Raw genomic sequence first — 26,122 nt, forward strand, 5'->3', positions numbered from 1 at the left:
ATATGACTAAATTATATTGAGTTTTACCTTGTTTTAGGTAAGCATCCCTCCATCTACATTAATCACTTGACCTGTGATATAGGCACTCATATCACTTGCTAAAAATACACAAGCGTTTGCAATATCTTCTGGGCTACCACCACGTTTAAGCGGTATAGCATCTCTCCACGATGCAACAGTAGCCTCATCTAGCTTACCTGTCATTTCTGTCTCGATAAATCCTGGTGCAATCACGTTAGTACGTATGTTACGAGAACCTAGCTCTAGTGCCATAGATTTTGAAAAACCTATCATACCTGCCTTTGATGCTGCATAGTTTGCCTGCCCAGCATTTCCTTTTACTCCTACTACAGAGCTCATATTTATGATACTTCCCTTACGAGCCTTAAGCATCGTGCGTTGTACAGCCTTAGTCATATTAAAAATAGACTTAAGGTTTACTTCTATCACTTTATCAAAATCTTCTTCAGACATACGCATAAGGAGATTATCTTTTGTGATACCTGCGTTGTTTATCAAGATATCAATCGCGCCAAAATCTTCAAGAACATTTTTCACAAGCTCTTGTGCCTGCTCAAAATCTGCAGCGTTACTTTTATATCCTTTTACCTTTACGCCAGTTCCTTCTAAGCTTTTCTCAAGCTCATCTGCCGCGGCAGATGATGAGCTGTATGTAAAAGCTACATTTGCTCCGTGTTGTGCAAAAACCTCTGCTATTCCTTTTCCGATACCACGGCTAGCACCTGTAATAATGGCTGTTTTTCCCTCTAGTAATTTCATTATAAATATTGTGTCTGTTGACTGTTTTGTTTTTATAATAAGTGTTCGATATACTTAGCATATTCTTTTTTACGCTTTCGCGAAAGCGTAATACCCCACTTATTTATATATCAAATATAAGAATTACGATAACCATAAAGCACAAAAAAACCTCTCGATACTTGAGAGGTTTTTTTAATAGTTATTAGATAAAATACTAGCCTAAAACTTCTGCTACTTTCTTACCTATTTCTGCTGGAGAATCTACTACGTGTATTCCACATTCTCTCATAATTGCTTTTTTAGCTTGAGCTGTATCATCAGATCCACCTACAATTGCACCTGCGTGCCCCATTGTACGTCCTGCTGGTGCAGTCTCTCCGGCTATAAATCCTATAACTGGCTTCTTGCTTCCGCTTTCTTTATACCACTTTGCAGCATCACCTTCTAGTTGACCACCTATCTCACCTATCATTACGACAGCTTCTGTTGCTGGGTCATTTATAAGTAACTCTACAGCTTCTTTTGTAGTTGTCCCGATAATTGGGTCACCACCTATACCGATAGCTGTTGTGATACCAAGACCTTGTTTTACAACCTGGTCTGCAGCTTCATAAGTAAGTGTTCCAGATTTTGAAACGATACCTACTTTTCCTTCTTTAAAAACAAAACCTGGCATAATACCTACTTTTGCTTCTCCTGGAGTGATTACACCTGGACAGTTAGGTCCTATAAGGCGACACTCTTTTGTAGCGATATAGTCTGATGCTTTGATCATATCTGCAACAGGGATACCTTCTGTAATTGTTATAATTACTTTGATACCTGCATCTGCAGCTTCCATAATTGCATCTGCAGCAAATGCTGGCGGTACAAAAATAATAGTTGTGTCTGCTCCTACTTTTTCTACAGCTTCTTGTACTGTGTTAAAAACAGGCTTATCTAGGTGTACTTGTCCTCCTTTACCTGGAGTAACTCCACCTACTACATTTGTTCCATAGTCGATCATCTGGCCCGCGTGGAAAGTTCCCTCGCTACCTGTAAATCCTTGAACAATTATTTTTGAATCTTTATTTACTAAAACGCTCATCAGTTTGTTTTAAAATTTTGCTCTGCAAAAATAGCAGTTTGATTAAGTATTCTCAAGTAAAATATTAATGAATTTTACTTCCAAGACTTCATAGCCTCTTTATCTTCTTCTATAGGCTGGGACATCTGGTAACCACGGTACATTAATCCGTCCTTAAGTTCCCATATAGCCATAAAGTGTGCAATAGGCTCTTCTACCTCTGGTGTCTCTATAGTAGTTACGTGATATGTAAAACGTATTACTACATTATCACCATCAGACATAAGGTGTGTAATATGAGGTCGCACTGCATCAAAAGACTTACCAGCCTCTGTTGCCATATCCTTTACAGCCTGGATATCCATATGATTGTATCCAGTTTTTGCATTCCAGTAAAGTTCCATTTCTGGATGCATATACTTATCAAGGTTAGAGGTGTCATTAAAAAAATCTGACTCATAAAACTCTCGCACGATCTTCTTCTTACTCTTAGCCATTATTGCTTATTTAATTTATCTAATAATTCTTGAACCTGGCGCAATGCCGCAAGTTCTTTATATTTTGTTCTAAAATCTCCTGCTGGAGATCCAAAATAACTTTTACCACCTTCTAGTGACTTACTTACACCACTTTGTGCAGAGATCACGGCTTTACCTCCTACTGTAATACCACTGGTTACACCTACCTGACCCCACAATGTCACTTCATCCTCTATAACTACACAACCAGCTATCCCAGTCTGAGAGGCTATTAAGACCCTCTCTCCTATAACCGTATCGTGACCTATATGCACCTGGTTATCTATTTTAGTACCAGCCCCTACAGTAGTGTCACCCGTAACGCCTTTATCTATAGTACAGGCAGCGCCTATATCTACATTATCTTTTATAACCACGCGACCACCAGATTTAAGTTTATCAAAACCTTCTGGTCGTTTTTTATAATAAAAAGCATCTGCACCCAGTATACTCCCAGCGTGTATTGTCACATTATCACCTATTACCGTATGGTCGTAAAGACTTACGTTAGAGTGTATGGTACAATTTTTTCCTATTGTAACGTGATTACCTATAAAGGCATTAGGTTGTATAACCGTTCCCTCACCTATTGATGCTGTTGTGGCAACACTGGCTCCTGCACTCTCAAAAGGTTTAAAATGCGTAGTAAGTTTATTAAAATCTCTAAAAGGATCATCAGAGATAAGTAGCCCTTTGCCTTCTGGACAATCTACCTCTTTATTAATAAGTATTACTGTTGCAGCACTGTTAAGCGCTTTATCATAATACTTAGGATGATCTACAAAAACGATGTCTCCCGCCTCAACGACGTGTATCTCATTCATACCAAGTACTGGAAATGATGCATCACCCACAAAAGTGGCGTCTATGAGACTGGCGATTTCTTGAAGTGTATGTTGTTTTTGAAATTTCACGATTACGAATATAATAAGAAAATCCCGCCAAATTGCGGGATTTTTATAATTAGTTAGCTAGTATTATTTATTCTTTAACACGCTCCTTATACGTACCTTTTACAGTCTCGATCTTAATCTTATCTCCTTCATTTATGAATAAAGGTACGTTTACCTCTGCTCCTGTCTCTACTGTTGCAGGTTTTGTCGCATTTGTAGCTGTATTTCCTTTTACTCCAGGCTCAGTATGTGTCACTTCAAGCACAACAGAGGCTGGCATATCTACAGAGAGTGGAGAGTTGTCTTCAGAGTTAATAAGTACTGTTACTACTTCACCTTCCTTTAATAAGTCAGAACGATCTAGCGCTGTTTCTTGTAAAGCAATCTGTGTGTAATCTTCGGTATTCATAAAGTGATACCCTTCTCCATCATTGTATAAAAACTGAAATTTGTGAGTTTCTACACGTACTTCGTCTATTTTATGTCCTGCCGAAAATGTGTTATCTAACACTTTTCCAGTTGTCACGCTCTTCATTTTTGTACGTACAAAAGCTGGACCTTTACCAGGTTTTACGTGTAAAAATTCTACAATTTTATAGATGTCATTATTGTAGTGTAAACAAAGACCGTTACGGATATCTGATGTTGTTGCCATAAATTAAAATTAATCGACTACCTCTTAGCTCGAGATACTCATATTGATATTGTTGTTAAAATAACGCTTTCGCGAAAATAGGAAAAGATTACCACTCTCCCCTCTTGTTTATTATTCTGTCACCTCGCGCCTAAAGCTAGAGGTTGTTTGATATGGTTTAAATTCCGCTTTCGCGAAAGCGGAAACACAACTATTAAGAGCTAAAGTACCCCTTCATAATACCGCGTTGAGAATTCTTTATAAACTGTAAGATCTCATCACGCTCTTGAGTTGCCTCCATCTCTGCTTCTATAATAGTGACCGCTTGTGAGTTGTTATAATTCTTTTGGTATAGTATACGGAAGATATCTTGTATCTCTCTTATCTTTTCTGTCGTAAAACCGCGTCTACGTAGACCTATAGAGTTTATACCTACATAACTTAATGGCTCACGACCTGCTTTTACAAATGGCGGTACATCCTTACGTACTAGCGATCCACCGGTTACAAAGGCGTGACTCCCTATGGTACAAAATTGCTGTATGGCTGCCATACCTGCAAGGACCACATAATCACCTACGGTAATGTGTCCTGCTAGTGTACTATTGTTTGAAAAAATACAGTTATCACCAACGATACAATCGTGTGCTATGTGACAGTATGCCATAATCCAGCAGTTATTACCTACTTGAGTTTTCATACGGTCTGATGTACCGCGGTTTATGGTAACACACTCGCGTATCGTCGTGTTATCACCTATAATGGTAACGGTATCTTCATCATTAAACTTTTTATCTTGTGGCACTGCAGAGATTACTGCTCCCGGAAAGATACTTACGTTCTTCCCTATACGAGCTCCCTCCATAATAGTTACGTTAGAACCTATCCAGCTTCCCTCACCTATTACAACATTATTATGTATAGTTGTAAAAGGCTCTATCACTACATTCTTTGCAATTTTTGCACCCGGGTGCACATATGCTAATGGCTGATTCATATTAGTTATTTTTTACTTTAACGATCTGAGCCATTATTTCTGCCTCCGACACTAATTTTCCATTTGCATAAGCACGTGCTTGCATCTGGCAAATTCCTCTACGTATAGGCGCCATAAGGTCTAGCTTAAAAATAAGCGTATCACCCGGCACCACTTGATGTTTATATCTTACGTTATCTATTTTAAGTAAATATGTAAGATAGTTTTCTGGATCTGGTACTGTACTGAGTACCAATATACCTCCTGTTTGTGCCATTGCCTCAATCTGAAGTACTCCTGGCATTACAGGTGCACCAGGAAAATGCCCTACGAAGAATGGTTCATTCATCGTGACATTTTTTATACCTATTACGTGCTCTTCTGTAAGTTCTAGAATTTTATCTACCAGTAAGAATGGAGGTCTGTGTGGTAACATCTCCATAATTTGATTAATATCCTTTACTGGCGCTGCGTGTAAGTCTACATCTGGCACATAGTTGCGACGCTCATTTTTTATGATTTTCTGTAGCTTCTTTGCAAACTGTGTGTTTACAAAATGCCCAGGTTTATTTGCTATAACTTTACCACGTATACGGGTACCTGCAAGTGCAAGATCACCTATTACATCAAGTAATTTATGACGTGCTGCCTCGTTTGCGTGATGCAAAGTAAGGTTATCTAAAATACCGTTAGGTTTTACCGAAATGTGATCTTTATTAAAGGCTACGCGTAACTTTTCCATTGTACTAGGCGATAATTCCTTATCTACATATACAATCGCATTGTTAAGATCACCTCCTTTTATAAGACCGTGCTCAAGTAGCATCTCTATCTCGTGTAGAAAACTAAAGGTTCTACTATCTGATATCTCTTCTTTAAACTCTGAGATGTGCTGTATACTTGCATTTTGAGTACCTAGCACCTTTGTACCAAAGTCTACCATTGTAGTTACCTGATACTCGTCTGATGGCATAAGGATAATCTCACTTCCCGTTTCTTCATCTCTATAAGTGATGACCTCCTTTACTATATACTCATCACGTGCTGCATCCTGCTCTTGTATACCTGCTTCTTCTAGTGCTTCTACAAAAAACTTTGACGATCCATCCATAATAGGCGGCTCAGATGCGTCTAGCTCGATAAGCAGGTTATCTATCTCTAGACCTACACAAGCAGCAAGAACGTGCTCTGTAGTTTGTATAGCCACTCCACCTTTTTCAAGGTTTGTACCTCTTTGAGTATTTGTAACGAGAGAGGCATCTGCATTGAGAATAGGTTCCCCCTCAAGGTCTATACGTTTAAACTTATATCCGTGATTTTCTGGCGCTGGCTTAAATGTCATTTTTACATTTGCACCAGTGTGTAAACCTACTCCTGTAAGGCTTACTTCTTTTGCTATCGTACGTTGTTGTGCTTTAGCGTTACCCATTGTTTTGTTGTTTTTCTAGTTTGTTTACCGCTTGTACAATTTTTGGTAAATTTTTAAAATGTACATAAGAGCGGTTCCAGTCTGCGTAGTTAAATGACGGAGAGCCTTGCAGCACTTCACCATCTTTTATATTTCTTCCTATACCAGATTGTGCTTGTATGCGCACTTTATCACCTATGGTGAGGTGACCAGAGATACCTACTTGCCCACCTATAAGACAGTGCTTACCTATCTTAGTAGATCCTGCAATTCCTGTTTGAGCAGCAATAGCGGTGTGTGCACCTATCTCTACGTTATGTGCAATCTGTATTTGGTTATCTAGTTTTACTCCTTTTCTTATAATAGTAGATCCTAGTGTAGCACGATCTATAGTAGTACCAGCACCTATATCTACGTGATCTTCTATAATTACATTACCTGTTTGTGGTACTTTACTATACTCCCCTTTTTCATTTGGCGTAAAGCCAAATCCATCTGCGCCTACTATAGCACCACTGTGTATATAAACAGTATTACCTATCACACTGTCTGAGTATACCTTAGACCCTGCAAAAAGCACGCAGTTATCACCTATGGTTACATTATCACCTATATAAACGTTAGGATAAATCTTTACATTATCACCTATACGCACGTTATCTCCTAAATAAGAAAATGCACCTAGATATAGCCCTTCACCATAACTAGCCGTATCAGATATAAAACAAGGTTGTTCTATACCAGACTTACTTAGTTTTACTTGGTTATAATATTCTAATAATTTTGAGAAAGACTTATAAGCATCTTCTACACGTATGAGTGTAGGCTTAACTTCTTGATCTGCCACAAAATCATTACCCACAATGGCAATACTAGCCTCTGTTGAGTAGATGTATGATGTATACTTAGGGTTTGCCAGGAAAGTAAGAGAACCAGGGGTTCCTTCTTCTATTTTGGCGAGCTTAGAGACCTCTACTTCTGGGTTACCTTCTACGGTCCCTTCTAGTATGCCTGCGATTTGGGTTGCGGTAAATTTCATAAAGCACAAAAATAGGAAAAATTAACGTTTAGGTTTTGGGTAACACAGATAGTTTTTAACTACTTCTTTAGTAAGTGATTTTAAACTAAGCTGGTCACTAGCCTTTACAACATCTACAATCTTTCCATTACTCAATAATATATTAATCCCCCCTTTTTTATAATTATACGCTTGATTTGATATCGTACCTGTAAACACAAAGTAGCTCGCCTCGTGATGAGATATATCATATCGCTCCATAAGTGTAGTCGTTTGCTTTTCCAGTTTAGCTGGTGCAAAAGGCTTCTTACGTATTTTTACTTTTAATAAGTCTCTATTTATGATACTCTTAGACAGCTCAGAAAGCACGAAGTCCTTATGCGAGCACCACTCCTTCATTGCCGAAATAATGTCATAATCATCAAGCTGTGCAAAGGTGTCTAAGCTCTTTTTTATGGTATCGCTATCTATTTGATTTTGCAAGAAGAACTGCAGTGCCTTGCTAGAAGGTAATATCTCACCCTCTCGCGAGAGCTCTTTTGCTCTTTTAAGTACCCTGGTAAGCAATTGCTCTGCAACGATACCCGTTTTATGTAAATACACTTGCCAGTACATAAGGCGTCGCGCCACGAGAAACTTCTCTACCGTATACACCCCTTTTTCTTCTACCACTAGGTGGTCATCCTTTACATTGAGCATTGCGACTATGCGCTCTGTATTAATGTTACCCTCTGCCATACCCGTATAAAAGCTATCGCGCTTGAGGTAGTCTGTACGATCCATATCTAGCTGCCCAGAAACCAGCTGATTTAAAAAGGAGCGATGATATGACCCTTCAAAAATCTGTATGGCGAGCGTTAAACTTCCGTTAAACTCCTCATTGAGAGCCTCCATAAATAAGGTAGAAATATCTTCGTGACTCACCCCATCTACAATGCTATGCTCCATCGCGTGCGAAAAAGGACCGTGACCTATATCGTGTAATAAGATTGCGATAAGTACAGCTTCTTGCTCTGCCTCAGATATAACAACACCTTTGTCTATAAGGACTTTGAGCGCTTTTTGCATTACACCCAGACAGCCTATAGCGTGCTGAAATCTGGTGTGATGCGCCCCAGGATATACGAGATAAGAAAGCCCCATCTGGGTGATACGTCTCAGTCGCTGAAAATATTTGTGCTGTATGAGATCAAAGAGCACCCCATTTGGTATGGTAATAAACCCATAAATAGGGTCGTTAATAATTGTAACTTTGGAAGACTGCAATAGAAAAAGTTTAAATTCTGTTGTTTTACGCTTTCGCGAAAGCGTACTCCTTACAAATATAAGGTTTCACCATACAACGGTAAGGCCACTAAAGAACTAACTATATATATGAGCAACATACAAATACTCTGGGTAGACGACGAAATAGACTTATTGAAACCACACATCCTCTTTCTTGAAAAGAAAAATTATACCGTGACCACCTGTGATAACGGTGCAGAGGCAGTAGATATGATAGATGAACAAAACTTTGACATCATATTTCTAGATGAGAATATGCCTGGCCTCACGGGGCTTGAGACGCTCAATGAGATAAAAAATAAAAGAGAAAATGTGCCCGTCGTGATGATCACTAAGAGTGAAGAAGAGTACATTATGGAAGAAGCCATAGGCTCAAAAATAGTAGACTACCTTATAAAACCGGTAAACCCTAACCAGATCTTACTAAGCTTAAAGAAAAACCTTGACCATAGCCGTCTTATAAGCCAGAAAACAACATCCTCATACCAGCAAGAGTTTAGAAAAATTGCGATGGACCTTTCTATGATAAATAGTTTTGAGGAGTGGAGCGAACTGTACCAGAAACTCATTTACTGGGAGATGGAGCTAGAAGGCATAGAAGATAGCGGGATGTTTGAGATTCTAGAGTCTCAAAAAACAGAGGCAAATAACCAGTTTTGTAAATTTATAGATAAAAATTACCCAGACTGGTTTGACGGTTATGATGCTCCTACAATGTCTCACACCTTGTTTAAAGACAAGGTACAGCCTCATATTAAAAAGGGTACTCCTACCCTCTTTGTGGTGATAGATAATATGCGCTATGACCAGTGGAAGGCTTTTGAGCCACACCTTGCTGCCCATTATAAAAAAGTACAAGAAGAGCCTTACTACAGTATACTCCCTACCGCAACACAGTATGCTCGTAATGCCATATTTTCTGGGCTTATGCCAGAAGATATGAAAAAGAAACACCCCAATCTATGGCTAGATGACACAGACGAGGGAGGAAAAAATATGCACGAGGCGGCCTTTCTTGAGGCGCAACTTAAGAGATTAAACCTAGATGTAAAGTGGGAATACCATAAAATTACTAATCTTAAAAATGGTAAAAAGCTAGCAGACAACTTTAAGTCTCAAAAGGATAATGACCTTACTGTGGTGGTCTATAACTTTGTAGATATGCTCTCGCACTCTAAAACCGAGATGGAGGTCATAAAAGAGCTAGCTAGTAATGATAAGGCATACCGCTCCCTTACAGAGAGCTGGTTTAAAAACTCACCGCTGCTCTCTATGATACAACAAGCACAAGAGCTAGGTATGAAGCTGGTACTTACTACAGACCACGGTACTATAAATGTAAAAAATCCTTCTAAGGTAATAGGTGATAAAAACACCAGTCTTAACCTACGTTATAAAACAGGCCGTAGCCTTACCTATGAAGATAAAGATGTACTCGCAGCACCAGACCCGCGCACTATACACTTACCCTCTATAAATATGAGTAGCTCTTATATTTTTGCAAAGAGTGACCTCTTTTTTGCCTACCCAAATAATTTTAACCACTACGTGAGTTATTATAGAAATACCTACCAGCACGGTGGTGTGAGCCTTGAAGAAATGGTGATTCCATTTGTTGTAATGGAACCTAAATAGACCTATTACGCTTTCGCGAAAGCGTAAACTCAACTAAAAAACCACAGCTAAAAGCTGTGGTTTTTTTATACTATTATGAGATATGACAACTCGATTATTATTAGGAATATTTATAAAACAAGGCTGCTTTTTTATGATTCTTCGTAAACACATTTTGTACGTCATCTAGGAAAAGAGCATCTTTAAATTATAAAACAATTAAAATGCTCAAAGCAAAATACCTCCCTCTTTTCTTTTTAATATTACATAGTGCCTTCGGCTTATCTCAAGAACAAGAAACCAAAAGAAAAAAGTTCTCCTTCTCTATAGGTACAGAATATAGAATAACAACTATAAGAGAACTTGAGCCAGGTCTTATTATGTCTTTAGCGCCTGTATCATTTAATACTGATGATATGTTAATAGGTCCCTCCATAAACTATGAGTTGGGGTGGGAGTTTGTAAAAAATTGGAGTTTTAACTTTTCACACTCCTTACGTTATAACTTTGTCTATAACGAGAGAGCAAACGTTCCAAATAATTTGGAAATAACTTATGACAAGCCTATATATAGATTAATAATGGATTATAATTTTTATATAGAAAAGCATTTTATGCTCTCACAAGGCAAGAGCCTTTACGTGAGGTTTGGAACAAGTATTGCAAATACTGGAACAAGATATGCCACTACGCAATTTTTAGATATACCTGAACTGGGTGAATTTGGTAGTATAGCTACTAGAAGAGATGGAAATTTTACGTGGTATCCTACTAATGCGGCTTTAGGTTATGAAAGCAATGGCATAAGCTTTACAGGTGGGATATACTTTTCTACACAACACGAGTTTGGTACGACCACAAGACCTAATGCTTCTATTATATTGCCGTACTTTAACCTAAGCTATCGCCTTAAGAAGTTTTAAACACCCTCCTTTTTAAATAAAAAATCACAGCGCGATTATTATTAGGAATATTTATAAAACAAGGCTGCTTTTTTATGATTCTTCGTAGAAACTTTTTGTACGTCATCTAGGAAAAGAGCATCTTTAAATTATAAAACAATTAAAATGCTCAAAGCAAAATACCTCCCCCTCTTCTTTTTATTATTACACAGTGTCTTTGGATTATCTCAAGAACAAGAAACTAAGAGAAAAAAGTTCTCCCTCACTATAGGCACCGAATACAGAATAACCCCAATACAAAAACTTGAGCCAGGTATTGTCACTCGTATAGCCCCTGTAACATTTAATACTGATGATATGTTAATAGGTCCCTCCATAAACTATGAGTTGGGGTGGGAGTTTGTAAAAAATTGGAGTTTTAACTTTTCGCACTCCTTACGTTATAACTTTGTCTATAACGAGAGAGCAAATGTTTCTAATAATTTCGGCATAACTTATGACAAGCCTATATATAGATTAATAATGGATTATAATTTTTATATAGAAAAGCATTTTATGCTCTCACAAGGCAAGAGCCTCTACGTAAGGTTTGGAAAATGTATTGCAAATACTGGAACAAGATATGCCACTTCACGTATTTTAGATATACCAGATGTAGAATTTGGTACAATAGCTTTAGCAAATAATGGAAATTTTACGTGGTATCCTACTAATGCGGCTTTAGGTTATGAAAGCAATGGCATAAGCTTTACAGGTGGCATATACTTTTCTACACAACACGGGTTTGGTACGACCACAAGACCTAATGCTTCTATTATATTGCCGTACTTTAACCTGAGCTATCGCCTTAAGAAGTTTTAAACACCCTCCTTTTTAAATAAAAAACCACAGCCAGAAGCTGTGGTTTTTTTATGATGCTATAAGATATAAAAACGTAGTTACCCCGTTTTATTAATTCGCTCTAAAAAGTCTATCACATTATCATCCTTTTTCTTCACAGCAGTCTCTTTAATACCCTCTAGATTCTTAATAAAATAAGACACAGAGAGTCCAGTCACACGCTTAAAGTGTGTAGAAAATGATTTTACGTTAGAAAAACCTATCTCCTCTGCAATGGCGGCAACAGTATATGAACGTAGTTTGTGAGAAGCATACAGCTCCTTAAGCACATAATTAACACGTAAATCACTTAGGTAGGTAGAAAAATTATCAGATTTTTCTACATTAATGTATTTAGAAAGATAGGAGGCGTTTGTTCCTATTTGTGCAGCAAGGCTCTTAAGCGTCACATTATGAGAAGTAAAAAGGGCCTTTTTCTCAAAACGGTCTAGACCTTCTTGTATCTTTTCTAGCTGTGCTGGCTTTATGCGTGATAAAGGGCCGTCTTGCTCAGCTTTTACAACAGCTAAGGTTGCTTCGGCTTCCATTACAGGATTCGTTTCTTGTACAACCCACTCACTATATATGGCGCGCAAGTTTTCAAAACGTTGTTTTAAAATACGTCGCTTTCTATATTGAATAAGCGCATAAAATAATGCAAGCAACCCTAGGCTTATTAAAAGAATAAGACCAACAGTGCGCTGTTTTTTATCACCCTCAAGACTTTGTATAACTGCTTCCTTTTCTGAGAGTAATTGAGGGATCGTATAAGATGCTACAATACCATCACCTATGGTTTTACTAAGTGATCCAAAATCCTCTTCATAGGTTATCATTTTATTGAGGTACTCAATTTGTTTAGTGCTATTATCCGTGTTTTTGTAGTGTGTAAGGAGATAATCGTAGGTGGTTTTAAGTTCTGGAAACAAATAATCTGCACCACCAGACTCGTGTAAACTATCAGTCTTAAGAAACGCCGCGAGCGCCTCTTCCGGTTGCTGTAGTCCTTTGTGAGCTATGCCTTTAAATGCATAAGAGTGAGATAAAGCATCGGGATCTCCATCTAGATTTTCTGCCAAATATTGATTAGTAAGCTTTAATCCCTCTTTATATTTATGTGATTTTGTATATATGCCTGCTTGTAATCCTAAATAAGATAAATAATAGTCATTATCATTAGCATCTTTTGCATATTTTTTAATCTTTGATATATAATATGTGGCACTATCTAATTCATTTATATCAAAATATGCCATAGCAATACAATATTGCACCGATGCCAATATTTCTTTATTGTTAGCTTCCCAACTATATGGAAATATTTGTTTAATCTTATCAGTACTATAGGTCTTTTCAATTTCTTTTAAAACTTGTATTCCTTCGACCTCTTTATTATTTTCAATAAGTAATACTGCTATTAAATTTTTTAGAGACCACTCATTTGATAAGTTTTTAGATTTTTCTGCAAATTTCAAGGCCTCTTGAGCTATGTCATAAGATTCTTGAAATTGATCATCATTATAAAGATGAATAGCCTTTTGAATCAATATTTGCTCATATAAGTCTGATGATTCCTGTTTATCTGTATGTTGAAGTGCGTAATCTATACTTGCAATATCTCCTCTAAAAGTACCTAAAGCACTATAAAATTTAGCAAAGTCAGCTTTTAACTCTTTTTGTTTTGCTCTAGTAATTAGAGACCTAGCATAAAGTTCTATAGTGAGTGAATCTACATTTGTAGGTAGATCATTAGAAATTTTAAAAAAACGTTTTCTAAGTACTGAGTAGTCTATAGAAGCTATAGAATCTGGTACTTCTTGATCTGTAATATAGGGTAGGTCTTGGCTGGATACCAAAGCTGGTAAGCAAAGAAGTATTGTAAAGAAATATAAGGTGTAAACCTTCATAAGGGAAACTAACTAATAGCCGACAAAAATAGAGATTACATTTTAAATTTTACGAAATTTCTTACTACTTTACAACGTAGCTTATGCTTTAAGCCACCTTTTTATCATACAATACTTAAATATTGCAAAGCGTGAGTACGCTTTCGCGAAAGCGTACTAAAAATCAATATACCTTAACCAGCTTTATTCACACGGTCAGAAAGGTTGATAACGCCGTCTTTCTCCTCCTTAGAAAAGCTGTCTCGCTCACTAGAAAGATTTTTTATAAAATAGGAGACCGAAAGCCCAGTGACACGTTTAAAGTGTGTTGAAAATGATTTTACGTTAGAAAAGCCTACCTCCTCTGCTATAGCGGCGACTGTGTAAGATTTTAATTTTGGATTGTTATAAAGCTCTTTGAGGACATAATTAATTCTCAAATCATTTAAGTAAGTAGAAAAATTCTCAGATTTTTCTACATTAATATATTTCGAAAGGTATGAGGCGTTTGTCCCTATCTGGTTGGCTAGGCTCTTGAGTGTCACGTTATGAGATGTAAAAAGAGCCTTTTTCTCAAAACTGTCTAAGCCTTCTTGTATCTTTTCAAGCTGGGCTGGTTTAATATGTGATAATGCGCCTTCTATATGATTTTGTACGACAGGCCTTGTTACTGCAGTAGTTTCTTCTGGCTTTTCCTCAGTGGTTATGCGTTCACTATAAGTATCTCTTAAGTTTATAAAACGTTGCTTTAACTTGAGTCGTCTTCTATACTGGTAAATCGCAAAGCTTATCGCTGCCAGTCCCAATATTACAAAGAGAATTATACCAATGTTTCTACTTTCTTTTTCTTCTTCTAAGGTCTTTATCGCGTTTTCTTTTTCTAACAGTAACTCTGGTAATGTGTAAGACGCTATTATCTCATCACCTATATTCTGGCTAAGTTTGCCATACTCCTCTTCATAAGCAATCATCTTGTTGAGATATTCAATTTGTCTAGCTACATCTCCTGTTTGTTTATAATGATTGTGTAGATACTCATAAGTAACTTTTAAATCTGAAAATAAATAATCTGATCCAGCAACATCACGTAAACTATCGGCTGTGAGAAATGAAGTTAAAGCCTTCTCAGGTTGATGTAAACCCCTATAGGCGATGCCTTGCATTGTATAGGAGTGAGAAAACTCATCATTATCTAGATTAACTGCTATGTCTAAATATTCATTGGTAAATTTTAAACCTTCGTTATAACTTCCCTGTCTGATTAAAATACCACCTTTTAGCCCTAAGTACTTGCTAAGAAAATCATTAGTACCAGAAACATCTGCATACTCCTTTACTTTGTTTATATATTCAGAAGCTTTGATATAATTATGAAGTCTAAAATATGCTAATGCTAGATTATACTGTATAGCTGTAAGTGCCTCCTTTATATATTGATCCGTGTCAAACTTAAATATTTGATTTATTACATCAGTATGATATAACTCTTCAAGTTCTAAATACATTTTAATAGCCTCCTTAGTTTTATCACTATCCGCAAGCAATACTGCCATAATATACTTTGTAGTATACGCTATAACTGGATTATCAAAACGTTTGTTCTTATCGTAAGCCTCTTGAGCTAAACTATAAGCTTCTTCTAAATTAGACTCTGTATTAATAAAAAAAAGAGCTTTTCTTATTAACGCTTCAATATAGAACTCGTCAAGATTATGTGTTTTCGTATATTTTAATACATAATCAATAGTAGGTAAACAATTTTCACGATAATCACTAAGAGTATCGTAAAAATTAGAGACTTCTAGATGGTCATTTTTTCCCGTTGCTTTGATTATTAAATCTTTGCCATAAAGCTCTAGTAATAGTGTATCAATAACCTGTATATCATTATGTATTAATGCAAAGAATTTTTCCCTTACTGTTTGATAATCTTGTAGGCGTATAGAGTCTGGGACTTTATTATCAATTAAGAAGGGTAAATCTTGAGCCTTACCAGAAATAGTTACAACAGAAAAAATTAAAAAAAGGAGAAAAACGCGCTTCTTCATAAATAACAAGTAAAAGTCAAAAATATACATTCATTAGTAAACAAACGAAATTTCTTACTTAATTCATAATACTCATAACATCTTATAGTTTACACTTAAAACTTAAAGTAAGTGTATGTCGTACCGCTGTTTTATGCCGTTATTTTAGCAGGTTTTTTGACTTGAAATGTCTATTTGAAATACATTATGTTCTTTTTAGTTTAAACGAACTAAACAACGACCAAACCATTGTTTTTCAGCATACTACAATTTCGGTAAAAAGATAAATATAGACGGTATATTTATAAATATACCTATACCCTAGTTGATTGGTATGGTATAAAACAAGACCTTTAAATCATTAATGTCGTTTAAGGACAATCAAAAAATGGACAAGTACCTGATGTTATTTACTAGTACTATGGAATAATAGTAAATTAAGGTACTATCACAATTCTAATAATCGGTGTTTATCAACTCGTTTTTATACTACATATTAGGGGTTTGCAACTGAAACAAGTTATATGAAGGGATCTAACAGTTAATCAAATGTTGCCTTCAAATCTATTACAGATTGACATCGATTTATTAGAATTATAGTAAGTATTACGCTCGCACTACTTCTCTCAAAACTACTCTTCTTCTTACTAGAAAATAACATCTTCATAAACCTCATTCCTACTTCCTAAGGAAAGGAAAAAAATTCTATTCAAAAAATTCACCCCAGATATTACAAAAAAATGTCAATAGCTCTTGTTAATTTTAATTGAAAGAATATTCCTACTCTTTTAAACATTTTAAGACTCATAATTAGTATTTGAACGATAAAAGTTTAAAAAATTCTTATATTAGCAACGCCCTTAAACTACTTAATAATGCAAATATCTTATGATTTATCTGATATAGAAGCTATTGCAGATAAAATCATCACTACCGTCCAAAGCAACGTATTGCTTTTTTATGGAGAGATGGGTGCTGGTAAAACAACACTTATTAAAGCCATTGCAAAAAAACTTGGTGTGACAGACACCATAAGTAGCCCCACTTTTTCAATTGTTAATGAATATGTCACAGGTAATGACCAGCTCATTTACCACTTTGACTTTTATAGAATCACAAATCAAGAAGAAGCGCTTGATATGGGATTTGAAGAATATATATATAATGGCGACTGGATATTTATTGAGTGGCCTGATAATATTTCAAAATTTTTACCAAAAGAAGCAGATATTATCAAGATAGAGAAGCAAAACATTAATAAAAGAGTAATATCAATAAATTAATTATGTTAAAATTATGTTAATGTGATTTAACAAAAATGTAGGTATTTTCTGATAAATGGATTTCACCTATTGATAAAAAACATAACATAAAACTTTTAATCGAAAAATAAGATTTTAATAGACAACCCCTAACAAGTGTAAAATGTTGTTTTCGCGTATTTTTTTTCAAAAAGGGCGCGAATATACAAAAAAAAGCGATTGGTTATAATTTGAGAGAATAGAGTGATGTTTGTATCAACAAATCATTAATACTCAAAACACTCTAAATTATGAAAATTAAAGCTTTACTATTAGGCCTGCTTATCGCGGGTGCAACAGCATTAACGTACACTGCAATAACAGAAAATGCAGAACAAGCAATCGATAGATCAAAAATTAAAGTACCAGACCACGGATAAGAGAAAAATCTTATCTGTAGGTACACTTATTGCCTTATGTATAGTATTATCGCCTATACTTTTTTACGCATATCAAGGATTCCCAGATGTAAAATCTTGGGAATCTTTTTTTGGTACTATAGACAGTAAATATTATGAAAGTATTAATACACTGGCTTGGGTAGTGTTTGGTAAGGTAGTACCATTTATTTTATTATTAATTTGGTTTTTTACCTGTAAACACTGGTGGTATCACTCCATTATCGTACCCATTAGTATGTATGTTTTTCAAATTATTACATCTCTTAATCAAGATTTAAGTTTTAATGATACCAACGAACTCCTTTATACAATTCCAATAATTGCCATTGTCGCAGCTATAACGTATACGATAAGAACAAAAATATTTGATCGTTTGTATGGTGTTAATTTAGACCAAGAGCTTAAACGTGTACGTTGGAATGGTAAAATTGTTACCATACCTGCAGACTCTCCTTTAGATTTGCAACAAATTGATGATGAAAGTGATGAGATCATAGAAGAAGAGGAAGAAGATGATGATGTTTTTTAAACTTCTCTTATTCCACAAAAACCATACATTAGTTTAGATTATAAACATACTTACTCTAACATCATTATATCTTATTTTACGCTTCTGCGAAAGTAGCCACTCCCCTATTAAATCTAAGTAACCTATTATATAGATAGGATTATAAGCTATCAGTACAACCCCATAAAAAAACTCCCTACAGAGCTGTAGGGAGTTTTTTTATTCTAGAACGTTATGGTTACCTATCTCTTCAATGTAAAGTGACCATTAACCGTTCTCTGTGTCCCTAGGTCATCTACCTCTGTAAACTCTACTCTAAACCAGTAATCGTTACTCGGCATCGGTTGTCCGTTAAAGGTACCGTCCCATCCTGGGCTTGTAGGGCTTAGTTGTTTTAAGAGCTTCCCGTATCTATCAAAGATAAAAATCTTCGCATTCAGGTTGGGATCCACGCCTAGCCCTATGATATTCCACGTATCGTGGAAGCCATCTGCGTTAGGTGTAAAGAAACGTGGGTAGTCTATAATCCCTATCTCAAACTCAGAGATCGAACAGTTACCACTTGCTAGTCTTCCAAAAATAGTGTGCGTCCCTGGAGTCACATTTGTAAAAGTCGTACTACTCTGGAACGGGCCATCATCTAGTGCAAACTCATACTCAGAGTTAGGATTTGCTCCCGTGATGTTTATCACCTCTACCGTGTATAATCCGCTACTGTTAAAAGAAGGTTCTATTACAATCGCCTCAAACACCGGCGCGCTCTCTGCCGTATATACCGCCTCTGCTAGGTAATCACACTCCGTACCATCTACATACGTAGCTGTGACCAGCACTTGGTAGGTTCCTGCAGCATCTACAGTCACCACAGGATCTTCTGATATTAATGCACCATCGAGCGTCCACGCATAGCTATAAATCACCCCAATCTGAGGATCTTCTACCGTACCATCTATCGTAAATGGTTCTAAAGTTTCACCCGTAATCTCATCCACACAAATCTGTCCACCCTCATTGCTAAGGTCTGTATATGGTAGTGGTTGTACAAATATCTCAAAGTCTACCACCATCGTACTCTCACAGTTGCTATCTGTATTAACCGCTCTGGCATAAATAGTCTGTGGGTTACTCGTATTCACATAAGCACTAGGCGTGTCTATGGCATTTACCATCGCCTCTGCATCTGCAAGGCTGGTGTAGTAGGTTACAGAGGTTGCAGTCACACCACCGGTAATCATAGCATTCTGCTGCGTAAGATCAAAGGTGGACTCATCTTGGTTAGGCGCAACATTAATCCCAAGATCATCGGCACACTGTACCATATTATCTGCTGGAGATACCTCTGGACGACTTTCTACCGTAAATATGATGCTTGTAAAGTTCACACAACCTGTGGTGTTATCTTCAATACGCACAAAAAGCTCCTCGCCATCTGCCACCGTGTATGGCGAACTTAGTGCAGCAGTGTTTGCCTCTGCCTGGACCAGTAACTGGTGATAGCTTATCGTAAAATCACTCGTTACCTGTGGCGCCGCAAGAATCCCTATCTCATCTGCCAGTGTCGTAAGATCCACACTTCCCATTGTATCATCTCCATCAAATTCTTCACAGAAAGTATAATCAATAGGTCCCGCTTCTGCCAAAACAGGTAGCGGATTTACAATCACCTCAAAAGGCACAATCACATAACATAAGTTTCCGTCGCTGTCTAAGTCATCGTCGCCCGGTACATTACGTTCCACACGTGCATAGAGCGTTTGGTTACCAGATGTGGTGTTTATAAAATTGGTAACATCTGCCACTGCAAGCGTTGGGTCGTCTGGGTTCGCTTCCGCGAAAGCGAGATCTGTATACACTAAGATATCTACAGGCTCCCCTCCACCTATCTGAGCAATCACACCCGTAAGATCAAAGCTCTCAAAACCATCGGTATCCGAACCAGAGCCAGCGTCAATCACCCCATCGCCATCAGTATCAATATCTGTCGTGGCATCACACACCTCCACGGCATCTGGCATTGGGTTAGGCGTAGGTAGAGGTAACACCTCAATGTCAAAAGTAGTCTGGTCAGTACATCCTGCTGCGCTAGAGACTACTGCCTGTATCGTCTGTGGGTTCTGAATGTTTGCATAAGCCGTAGGGTCTGCAATAGGCGTATCACTCATCTGGTCTGCAAGGCTCGCATAATAGGTCACAGATAGTAATGGATCACCGCCGGTAAGACTTGCCTCATTAACGGTAAGGTCAAATACATTAAAGGTATCTGCATCATCATCACAAACCATTAGGTCTAGATCATCATTTGCTGGGTTTGCCGTAGGTGGGCTTTCTACAGAGATTTCAAAAGAGCTCACTGCAGCACACATATTTGGACTGCCATCATTTACTTGTAAACGTACCCAGATTACCTCAAGTGGTGTCATCTGTGTTGCGTTATAGTTGGCTGGGGATCTATAATCGGGTTGTTACCCGTTTCTGCATCTACCAGGGTATTGTGATACGTGATGACAAGCGTGGTTGCATCTTGTGTCCCTATGATGGCAACCTCGTTTTGAGTAAGGTCTATAATTTCCATCAGGTTATTATCATCATCACACTCGGTAAGGGTTTCAAGAGCCGCAGGAATCTCAGGGATAGGATATACCACAAGCTCAAATTCATAAATCTTAGTACAAGCCGTTGCCGTAGCAGGGTTGGTATCTTGTGCTACCCATACAGTGAGGTCATCCCTGTGATGTTGTTATAAGGAACGGTAATATCTATCTGCCCTGCTCCCGTGTCTGCCGTGGCATTATCTAGGGTTTCATAAAAACGCAGGGTGATATCTGTAAGCGTTGCTAATAAGTCATCATTATACTGTTGCAAGTCAAAGGCTCCAAAACCATCATTGTCTTCATCACAAGCTATCGCTTCTGGTAAAGGTTCTCCAATAACAGGTAGCGGATTGACCTGCAGGTCTACCGTAGTCTCTGCACCACACATTCCTGCATCACTACTACTGACTAAGATAAAAAGCGTCTGCGGACTAGTTCCATCATTGATATATGCCTCTGGTGTGGCAATAGCATTTGCAATACCTGCATCGAGGTCTGCTTGCGACTCATAGTAGGTCACGGTAAGGGTTGGGTCGCCACCGGTAATACCTGCATCAAGGCTGGTAAGGTCAAAAGTGGTAATCCCATCATCATCGGTTCCTACGAGGGCACCCGCACTATCACAGGCTTCAAAAAGTCCTGGTGGGGTGATGGTAGGAATCATTGCGATGTTTAGATTAAAAGTACCTACAACAGTACAACCTGTTGCGGTGTCTTCTAGACGTACCCACAGCTGGGTAGCGGGTGCACTGGCAAGGTAGTTTACAGGGTCTGCAATAGGCATATCTGCCGCACTGCCTACCATAGCTTCTGCACTGGCGAGCGTCTCGTGGTACGTAAGAGTTATAGCTGCAGGGGTTTGTGTCCCGTAGATCACGGCATCGTTTTGTGTAAGATCAAACAGCGCTTGCCCATCCCCATCATCATCACACTCGGTAAGGTCTGGGATGGTGGTAGGTACTACCGGTGCAGGTTGCACGATAAGTTCTAACTCCACGATACGGTAACACTCAGTGCTGGTAGCTGGGTCTGTATCTGTAGCTCTTACATAAATAGTTCTTGATGGCGTCTGGTAGGTTGCTGGGTTTGCAATGGCAGGTGTACCTAGCTCTGCAGCGGCAATTGTCTCGTGGAAACTAAGTCCCACAAAGGCCTCGCCATTTATAATGTCTGTCGTTACTTGACCTGTAAGATCAAAAATAGCATCCCCATCATTATCTGGGTCGCCATCATTTGCCATTGTATCACACTCCTCTACCGGTGCTATGGTGGTAGGTGATGGTAATGGATTTACCACTAAGGTTAAGGTGATGGTCTCATAACAAGACGTTACTATATCTTCTACACGTACAAAGATGGTTTGGTTTGCCATCACCACATTCTGATACATATCTGCAAGTGCTGGCGTACCGGCATCTGCATCTGCTTGGGTGAGGTGATAGCTCACGCTCCAGTCGTCATTACCACCAGTAATCTCATCGTCACGACTACGTAAATCAAAGTTTGCAAACTCATCGGTATCACTACCGCTTTCTATATCATCACAGAGCTCGTATTCGGCAGGTTGGATAGGAGTTGGTAATGGGTTTACAATAAGTTCTAAAGGAGCAATATTACTACAGAAGGTCATTGTAGTGGTCATCTGTGCAGTGTCGGTTACTAGGGCATATACGGTAGCGGTATTACTCGTATAAGCAGTAGGAGTTGCAATGGCAGGAGTACCAGCTTCCGCGGAAGCGAGTGAAGAAAACCACTCCACCGTATGCGTTGCAGCGTCTAAGCCGCCTAGAATATTAGCTTCTTGCGTACTTAAATCAAATATTTGAAGCCCATCTGTATCATCATCACACAGTGCGTATGGAGTTGCATCTTGGTTAGGCATTGGGGTGTTGAGCACACGCAGGGTAAGCGGTGTAGTGCTGTAACAACCGGCATCGTTAAAGACACGAGCATACACAATTTGCTCAAAAGGCTCATTGTTGATATACATCATATTATCGAGCTCCTGACCCACCGGTGCATTATCTGCATCTGCCTGGGTGAGGTAATAGGCTACGGTAAGGGTTGGGTCACCACCGGTGATTTCGGCGTCTCTAGAGGAAAGCACGAAGAAGTCAAAAACTCCGTCGTTATCATCATCACACTCCTCATAATCTGCAGGCGTTACGGGTACCGGCACTGGGAAGCTGCGCACACTAAGATTTACTGTTGAGTAGCAAGCTGTGGTATTATCGGTCACGCGACCCACTACAATCTGAGGGTTGGTGGTCATTGTAAACATTGTTTTGTCTGGAATACTTGCATCACCAGCATCGGCTCCAGCCTGGTCTAGGTGGTAGGTGATGGTAAGGTTTGCATCAAAACCACCCGTGATCTCAATATCTTTTGAAGAGAGGTCTACCGTGGTAAGGCCATCTATCACACCATCATCATCACAGACTTGAAGTTCGGTAGGCGTGGTGAGTACAGGGTTCTGGTTTACGATGATCTCAAAGTTCATTGCCAGGTTGACAAAATCAAACGTAGTACAGCCTGTAGTAGCATCCTCCAGACTGTAGTAAATGGTCTGAGGGTTGCTGCTGTTTGAAAAAGCAGTAGGGTTAGCAATGGCATTCATAGCCGTGTAATTCCCTACATTCTCATAATAAGTAACTAGAATATTAGGATCACCGCCAGTAATCTCGGCATCGTTCTGGGTAAGATCAAATTGTGCAGCATTTGCGATAGGTGAACATTCTTCAAGTGAAGAGATGTTGGGTAGGAAGGTGGGGTTAGCCTCCACATTGAGCAATACGTGTATCCCTAGACCACGACAGTCATTTGCAGTATCGCCATCTACACGTACCCAGATGCCTTGCTGTCCATTTGCACCTGTATAGGTGAGGTTATTTGTATAGGCATCAATAGTTGCCGTTATAGGATTGGTCTCTGTTTCTGCTTCTTGCTGGGTTTCGTAATAGCTTACTGTAAGCATCTGTCCAGCAGGAAATAAAGCTAGCACTTGTGCTGTAGCATCAGAAAAATCAAATACAGACTGACCATCACTATCTGTATCACACTCAAAATATTCTAATTGAAAAGTATCGGGTATCTCTGAAGTATCTACCTCAAGGTCAATCTGAGCCTGACGTGTACATCCATTTATGGTAGAAATAGAAACGCTTATGGATTCGTTGTTTGCTGTTTGATTAAAATATGCCGTCGGGTCGACTATTGGTGATCCTCCAGAATCAAAATAAACAAACGTTTCATTATTTGAATCGGCACTAAGTAAGGTCTGTGCTTCTGTGAGATTGAAAAAAGCAAAACCATCTTGATCTGTATCACATTGCGATAACAGTACTGGATTATTTAAAAGTACTGGAAGCTCTGCCACATCAAGCGTGATCTCTCTAATTGCGAAACAATTTACATCGCCATTATTTTCAACTCGCACCCATATCATATCATCCGTACTAGTATAAGCAAATGGTAATGGCATTGCATTGTTTGTTGCATCCACAGCCGTCTCGTGATAAGAAACGCTGAACATAGTTGGGTCTTGAGTGTCAAGAATAAGACTATTTAACGATGATAAGTCAAATACAGTCTCTCCGTTTGTATCACTACCATCTGATGCATCATCACAAACGATAAAAATTCCAGGATCATTTGCAATAGTTTGACTATTTACTGAAATTATAAATGAGCCCACCTCAAAACAATCTGGACTTAAATCTGTTTCTACACGAACCCATATCTCTTGAGAACTGGATGTATTTGTATATGAATCAGGATTAGAAATCTGATTAATATTCATCTCTGCATCTGACTGATTTTCGTAATAGGTAACACTTACAACCATAGGATCTTGTGTTCCTAAAATATCTGATGTTTGATCATTTAAATTAAAAATTTCAACACCATCACCAGATGGATCATCACATACAGTTAAATCCAAAGGATCATTGTAAATCGCCTCTGCAAACTCTATGATAGCTGTATCCTCACCAAGGCATCCGGTTCCTGCATCTACTAACACTCTATATTCGCCAGCTACATTAACATCTATAATAGGTGTTGTAACTTGCATCCCTGCACCGTCTAGTAGCGGTACAAATCCACCACCATTATCTACCTCCCAAGCATAGCTTATCGCACCATCAAATGTAGCATCAAGCGTAAGTGTCTCTCCTTCACAAGCAGCATTAAATTCTGAACCTATTCTATCACCACCTATATCAACTCCTAAATTAAAACTCCCAGCTTCTAAAAAAACTGCGATATCTCTAATAGAGTCACCTTGATCTGCAACTACAAGTTTTATAGTATACGGATTACCCACTACTACAGTTCCTACTGCCGTTAATGAAACCGTTTGTCCCCGGAAATTTATAGCAGAATTTGCTTCTGGATTAAATGGTAGAAAATTATAACGATCAAAATATTCCTCATTTATAGCAGGACAGTTTCCAGGTACTTCTGGATGAATATTAGTTACCTCAATTGGAGTATTTGTACCAGGAAGTACAGCTAGATTTTGAACTACACCTGTCGTTAAGTCTGTTAAAATAAAGGCAAATGCATCTGAAAATGAACATTCGAAACCTTGATTATACTCTTCGGAGGCCATTATAAAGTTAAAATTTAACTCATCGACAAAAGGTGTAAAATCAAACTGTATAAAACTTGCATCATTAGTATTTATAGCTGTAGTATTTGCTTCAAGATCTGGATCACCTGCCCAGCCGCCACCACTAGGTGTCCCGTCTACTTCTGGTCCTGGTACATTATTTACATTACCTGAGACTAATACTATCCCAGCTTCATAAGGGAAATCTGCTCCATTTGCCTCAAATGAACCAATCCCATTTACCCCGGCACCTTGATCTAAGCCAGTAGATTTTGAAACATTACTAATTTCTGCACATTCACTAGAACTACCTATAAGAATATCTGTAATTAAAGTTTCAACATCTGCAACGGTTGTTGCACTTCCGTCTACTGTTATTGCCTGCGCATTAACTTGCACAGTAAAGAGTGATAGTAATAATACAGGTATTAGAAATAAAGATGATCTCATAATAGGTGTCGTTTTAATGGAGATTTCTTACCATAAATGCCAGTTTTATTTTAACTCAAATAAAACCTAGCGAAAGATATGAAAAATCACACTCAAACACTGAGTGCGAACACTTTGTAATATAACAAGCTTGTTAACATTAATCCTACAATTTTGAGGTCATTTGCTATAAACTAAAGCCACAATCTTTTTGATTTGTGTAGCTTATGTTCTATGAGGTGGAAGGTCTTTATATGAAAATGTAAATGGAAGTAGGCTAAACAAAAAAACCACATCTATAAAAGATGTGGTTTCTTGAATGTTGTGAGCCCTGAAGGATTCGAACCTTCGACCGCCTCCTTAGAAGGGAGGTGCTCTATCCAGCTGAGCTAAGAGCCCTAATCAACAAA

Annotated in this window: 20 protein-coding genes and 1 tRNA gene; 6 read left to right on the top strand and 15 right to left on the bottom strand. The window is 38.1% G+C overall.

The features are described 5' to 3' along the window. Positions 1–33: 33 nt before the first annotated feature. From fabG to MED134_RS02520, 9 genes are all read right to left on the bottom strand, one after another. Entirely contained in the window at positions 34–780 is a 747-nt protein-coding gene (gene fabG, locus MED134_RS02480; protein WP_021778947.1) for a 3-oxoacyl-[acyl-carrier-protein] reductase, read from the bottom strand. 196 nt (positions 781–976) lie between these two features. Next, on the bottom strand, positions 977–1,849 hold the full coding sequence (gene sucD / locus MED134_RS02485; protein ID WP_021778946.1) for a succinate--CoA ligase subunit alpha: 873 nt from the start codon (positions 1,847–1,849) through the stop codon (positions 977–979). A 74-nt stretch (positions 1,850–1,923) separates the two neighbouring features. Beyond that, a complete protein-coding gene (locus MED134_RS02490; protein WP_021778945.1) occupies positions 1,924–2,325 on the bottom strand; it encodes a nuclear transport factor 2 family protein in 402 nt (133 codons plus the stop codon). After that, the gene (locus tag MED134_RS02495) at positions 2,325–3,260 is read right to left on the bottom strand and encodes a UDP-3-O-(3-hydroxymyristoyl)glucosamine N-acyltransferase (protein ID WP_021778944.1); all 936 of its coding nucleotides are present in this window, start codon (positions 3,258–3,260) and stop codon (positions 2,325–2,327) included. Before MED134_RS02495 ends, MED134_RS02490 begins: the two co-directional genes overlap by 1 nt. A 67-nt stretch (positions 3,261–3,327) precedes the next feature. Then, the gene (gene efp, locus MED134_RS02500) at positions 3,328–3,894 is read right to left on the bottom strand and encodes an elongation factor P (protein ID WP_021778943.1); all 567 of its coding nucleotides are present in this window, start codon (positions 3,892–3,894) and stop codon (positions 3,328–3,330) included. A gap of 193 nt (positions 3,895–4,087) precedes the next feature. Beyond that, positions 4,088–4,870 (bottom strand): acyl-ACP--UDP-N-acetylglucosamine O-acyltransferase, encoded by a 783-nt coding sequence (gene lpxA / locus MED134_RS02505; RefSeq protein WP_021778942.1) that lies wholly within the window; start codon positions 4,868–4,870, stop codon positions 4,088–4,090. A 1-nt stretch (position 4,871) separates the two neighbouring features. Further along, positions 4,872–6,278: a bifunctional UDP-3-O-[3-hydroxymyristoyl] N-acetylglucosamine deacetylase/3-hydroxyacyl-ACP dehydratase gene (locus MED134_RS02510; RefSeq protein ID WP_021778941.1), complete on the bottom strand. Its 1,407-nt coding sequence runs from the start codon at positions 6,276–6,278 to the stop codon at positions 4,872–4,874. Continuing rightward, positions 6,271–7,296 (bottom strand): UDP-3-O-(3-hydroxymyristoyl)glucosamine N-acyltransferase, encoded by a 1,026-nt coding sequence (gene lpxD / locus MED134_RS02515; protein ID WP_021778940.1) that lies wholly within the window; start codon positions 7,294–7,296, stop codon positions 6,271–6,273. The genes MED134_RS02510 and lpxD overlap by 8 nt, the downstream gene beginning before the upstream one ends. A gap of 21 nt (positions 7,297–7,317) precedes the next feature. Then, a complete protein-coding gene (locus MED134_RS02520) occupies positions 7,318–8,541 on the bottom strand; it encodes an HD domain-containing protein (protein ID WP_021778939.1) in 1,224 nt (407 codons plus the stop codon). 108 nt (positions 8,542–8,649) lie between these two features. Between MED134_RS02520 and MED134_RS02525 the strand changes: the two genes are divergently transcribed. The 3 genes from MED134_RS02525 (at position 8,650) to MED134_RS02535 (ending at position 11,939) form a co-directional block, all read left to right on the top strand. Next, positions 8,650–10,197, top strand: coding sequence for a bifunctional response regulator/alkaline phosphatase family protein (locus MED134_RS02525; protein ID WP_021778938.1), 1,548 nt, complete (start codon positions 8,650–8,652; stop codon positions 10,195–10,197). Positions 10,198–10,400: 203 nt separating this feature from the next. Further along, positions 10,401–11,099 (top strand): hypothetical protein, encoded by a 699-nt coding sequence (locus tag MED134_RS02530; RefSeq protein ID WP_021778937.1) that lies wholly within the window; start codon positions 10,401–10,403, stop codon positions 11,097–11,099. A gap of 144 nt (positions 11,100–11,243) precedes the next feature. Then, on the top strand, positions 11,244–11,939 hold the full coding sequence (locus tag MED134_RS02535; protein ID WP_021778936.1) for a hypothetical protein: 696 nt from the start codon (positions 11,244–11,246) through the stop codon (positions 11,937–11,939). 77 nt (positions 11,940–12,016) lie between these two features. Here the strand turns inward: MED134_RS02535 and MED134_RS02540 are convergent, their stop codons facing one another. Together MED134_RS02540 and MED134_RS02545 are read right to left on the bottom strand one after the other, a co-directional pair. Next, entirely contained in the window at positions 12,017–13,813 is a 1,797-nt protein-coding gene (locus MED134_RS02540) for a helix-turn-helix domain-containing protein (protein ID WP_237747142.1), read from the bottom strand. A 224-nt stretch (positions 13,814–14,037) separates the two neighbouring features. Next, positions 14,038–15,891: a helix-turn-helix domain-containing protein gene (locus MED134_RS02545; RefSeq protein ID WP_158407695.1), complete on the bottom strand. Its 1,854-nt coding sequence runs from the start codon at positions 15,889–15,891 to the stop codon at positions 14,038–14,040. Positions 15,892–16,745: 854 nt separating this feature from the next. Here MED134_RS02545 and tsaE point away from each other — a divergent pair. From tsaE to MED134_RS02555, 3 genes are all read left to right on the top strand, one after another. Further along, complete coding sequence (tsaE, locus tag MED134_RS02550) at positions 16,746–17,153, top strand: tRNA (adenosine(37)-N6)-threonylcarbamoyltransferase complex ATPase subunit type 1 TsaE (RefSeq protein ID WP_021778933.1); 408 nt, start codon at positions 16,746–16,748, stop codon at positions 17,151–17,153. 269 nt (positions 17,154–17,422) lie between these two features. Beyond that, positions 17,423–17,551, top strand: coding sequence for a hypothetical protein (locus MED134_RS15420; RefSeq protein WP_262485471.1), 129 nt, complete (start codon positions 17,423–17,425; stop codon positions 17,549–17,551). Continuing rightward, entirely contained in the window at positions 17,499–18,101 is a 603-nt protein-coding gene (locus MED134_RS02555) for a hypothetical protein (RefSeq protein ID WP_021778932.1), read from the top strand. The genes MED134_RS15420 and MED134_RS02555 overlap by 53 nt, the downstream gene beginning before the upstream one ends. A 221-nt stretch (positions 18,102–18,322) precedes the next feature. On the opposite strand, the gene MED134_RS15365 is transcribed toward MED134_RS02555, so the two are convergent. The 4 genes from MED134_RS15365 to MED134_RS02575 all read right to left on the bottom strand — a co-directional run bounded on the left by MED134_RS15365 (position 18,323) and on the right by MED134_RS02575 (position 26,111). Beyond that, complete coding sequence (locus MED134_RS15365; protein ID WP_038596928.1) at positions 18,323–20,500, bottom strand: T9SS type B sorting domain-containing protein; 2,178 nt, start codon at positions 20,498–20,500, stop codon at positions 18,323–18,325. Beyond that, positions 20,497–20,724, bottom strand: a complete 228-nt coding sequence (locus MED134_RS15370; protein ID WP_038596930.1) for a hypothetical protein — start codon at positions 20,722–20,724, stop codon at positions 20,497–20,499. The genes MED134_RS15365 and MED134_RS15370 overlap by 4 nt, the downstream gene beginning before the upstream one ends. Positions 20,725–20,783: 59 nt before the next feature. Beyond that, positions 20,784–25,733, bottom strand: a complete 4,950-nt coding sequence (locus MED134_RS02570; RefSeq protein ID WP_038596933.1) for a choice-of-anchor L domain-containing protein — start codon at positions 25,731–25,733, stop codon at positions 20,784–20,786. Positions 25,734–26,037: 304 nt separating this feature from the next. Continuing rightward, positions 26,038–26,111: transfer RNA gene (locus tag MED134_RS02575), tRNA-Arg, on the bottom strand. Positions 26,112–26,122: the final 11 nt, after the last annotated feature.

This window comes from Dokdonia sp. MED134 (assembly GCF_000152925.2).
Taxonomy (GTDB): Bacteria; Bacteroidota; Bacteroidia; order Flavobacteriales; family Flavobacteriaceae; genus Dokdonia.

Excerpts from the sequence above, each read along its gene's own strand:
- MED134_RS02490 (WP_021778945.1), bottom strand. The coding sequence starts at position 2,325 with ATGGCTAAGAGTAAGAAGAAGATCGTGCGAGAGTTTTATGAGTCAGAT.
- MED134_RS15420 (WP_262485471.1), top strand. The coding sequence starts at position 17,423 with ATGAAAATTAAAGCTTTACTATTAGGCCTGCTTATCGCGGGTGCAACA.
- MED134_RS02525 (WP_021778938.1), top strand. The coding sequence starts at position 8,650 with ATGAGCAACATACAAATACTCTGGGTAGACGACGAAATAGACTTATTG.
- fabG (WP_021778947.1), bottom strand. The coding sequence starts at position 780 with ATGAAATTACTAGAGGGAAAAACAGCCATTATTACAGGTGCTAGCCGT.
- sucD (WP_021778946.1), bottom strand. The coding sequence starts at position 1,849 with ATGAGCGTTTTAGTAAATAAAGATTCAAAAATAATTGTTCAAGGATTT.
- MED134_RS02555 (WP_021778932.1), top strand. The coding sequence starts at position 17,499 with ATGCAGAACAAGCAATCGATAGATCAAAAATTAAAGTACCAGACCACG.
- MED134_RS02545 (WP_158407695.1), bottom strand. The coding sequence starts at position 15,891 with ATGAAGAAGCGCGTTTTTCTCCTTTTTTTAATTTTTTCTGTTGTAACT.
- MED134_RS02510 (WP_021778941.1), bottom strand. The coding sequence starts at position 6,278 with ATGGGTAACGCTAAAGCACAACAACGTACGATAGCAAAAGAAGTAAGC.
- MED134_RS15365 (WP_038596928.1), bottom strand. The coding sequence starts at position 20,500 with ATGACACCACTTGAGGTAATCTGGGTACGTTTACAAGTAAATGATGGC.
- tsaE (WP_021778933.1), top strand. The coding sequence starts at position 16,746 with ATGCAAATATCTTATGATTTATCTGATATAGAAGCTATTGCAGATAAA.
- lpxD (WP_021778940.1), bottom strand. The coding sequence starts at position 7,296 with ATGAAATTTACCGCAACCCAAATCGCAGGCATACTAGAAGGGACCGTA.
- efp (WP_021778943.1), bottom strand. The coding sequence starts at position 3,894 with ATGGCAACAACATCAGATATCCGTAACGGTCTTTGTTTACACTACAAT.
- lpxA (WP_021778942.1), bottom strand. The coding sequence starts at position 4,870 with ATGAATCAGCCATTAGCATATGTGCACCCGGGTGCAAAAATTGCAAAG.
- MED134_RS02530 (WP_021778937.1), top strand. The coding sequence starts at position 10,401 with ATGCTCAAAGCAAAATACCTCCCTCTTTTCTTTTTAATATTACATAGT.
- MED134_RS02535 (WP_021778936.1), top strand. The coding sequence starts at position 11,244 with ATGCTCAAAGCAAAATACCTCCCCCTCTTCTTTTTATTATTACACAGT.
- MED134_RS02570 (WP_038596933.1), bottom strand. The coding sequence starts at position 25,733 with ATGAGATCATCTTTATTTCTAATACCTGTATTATTACTATCACTCTTT.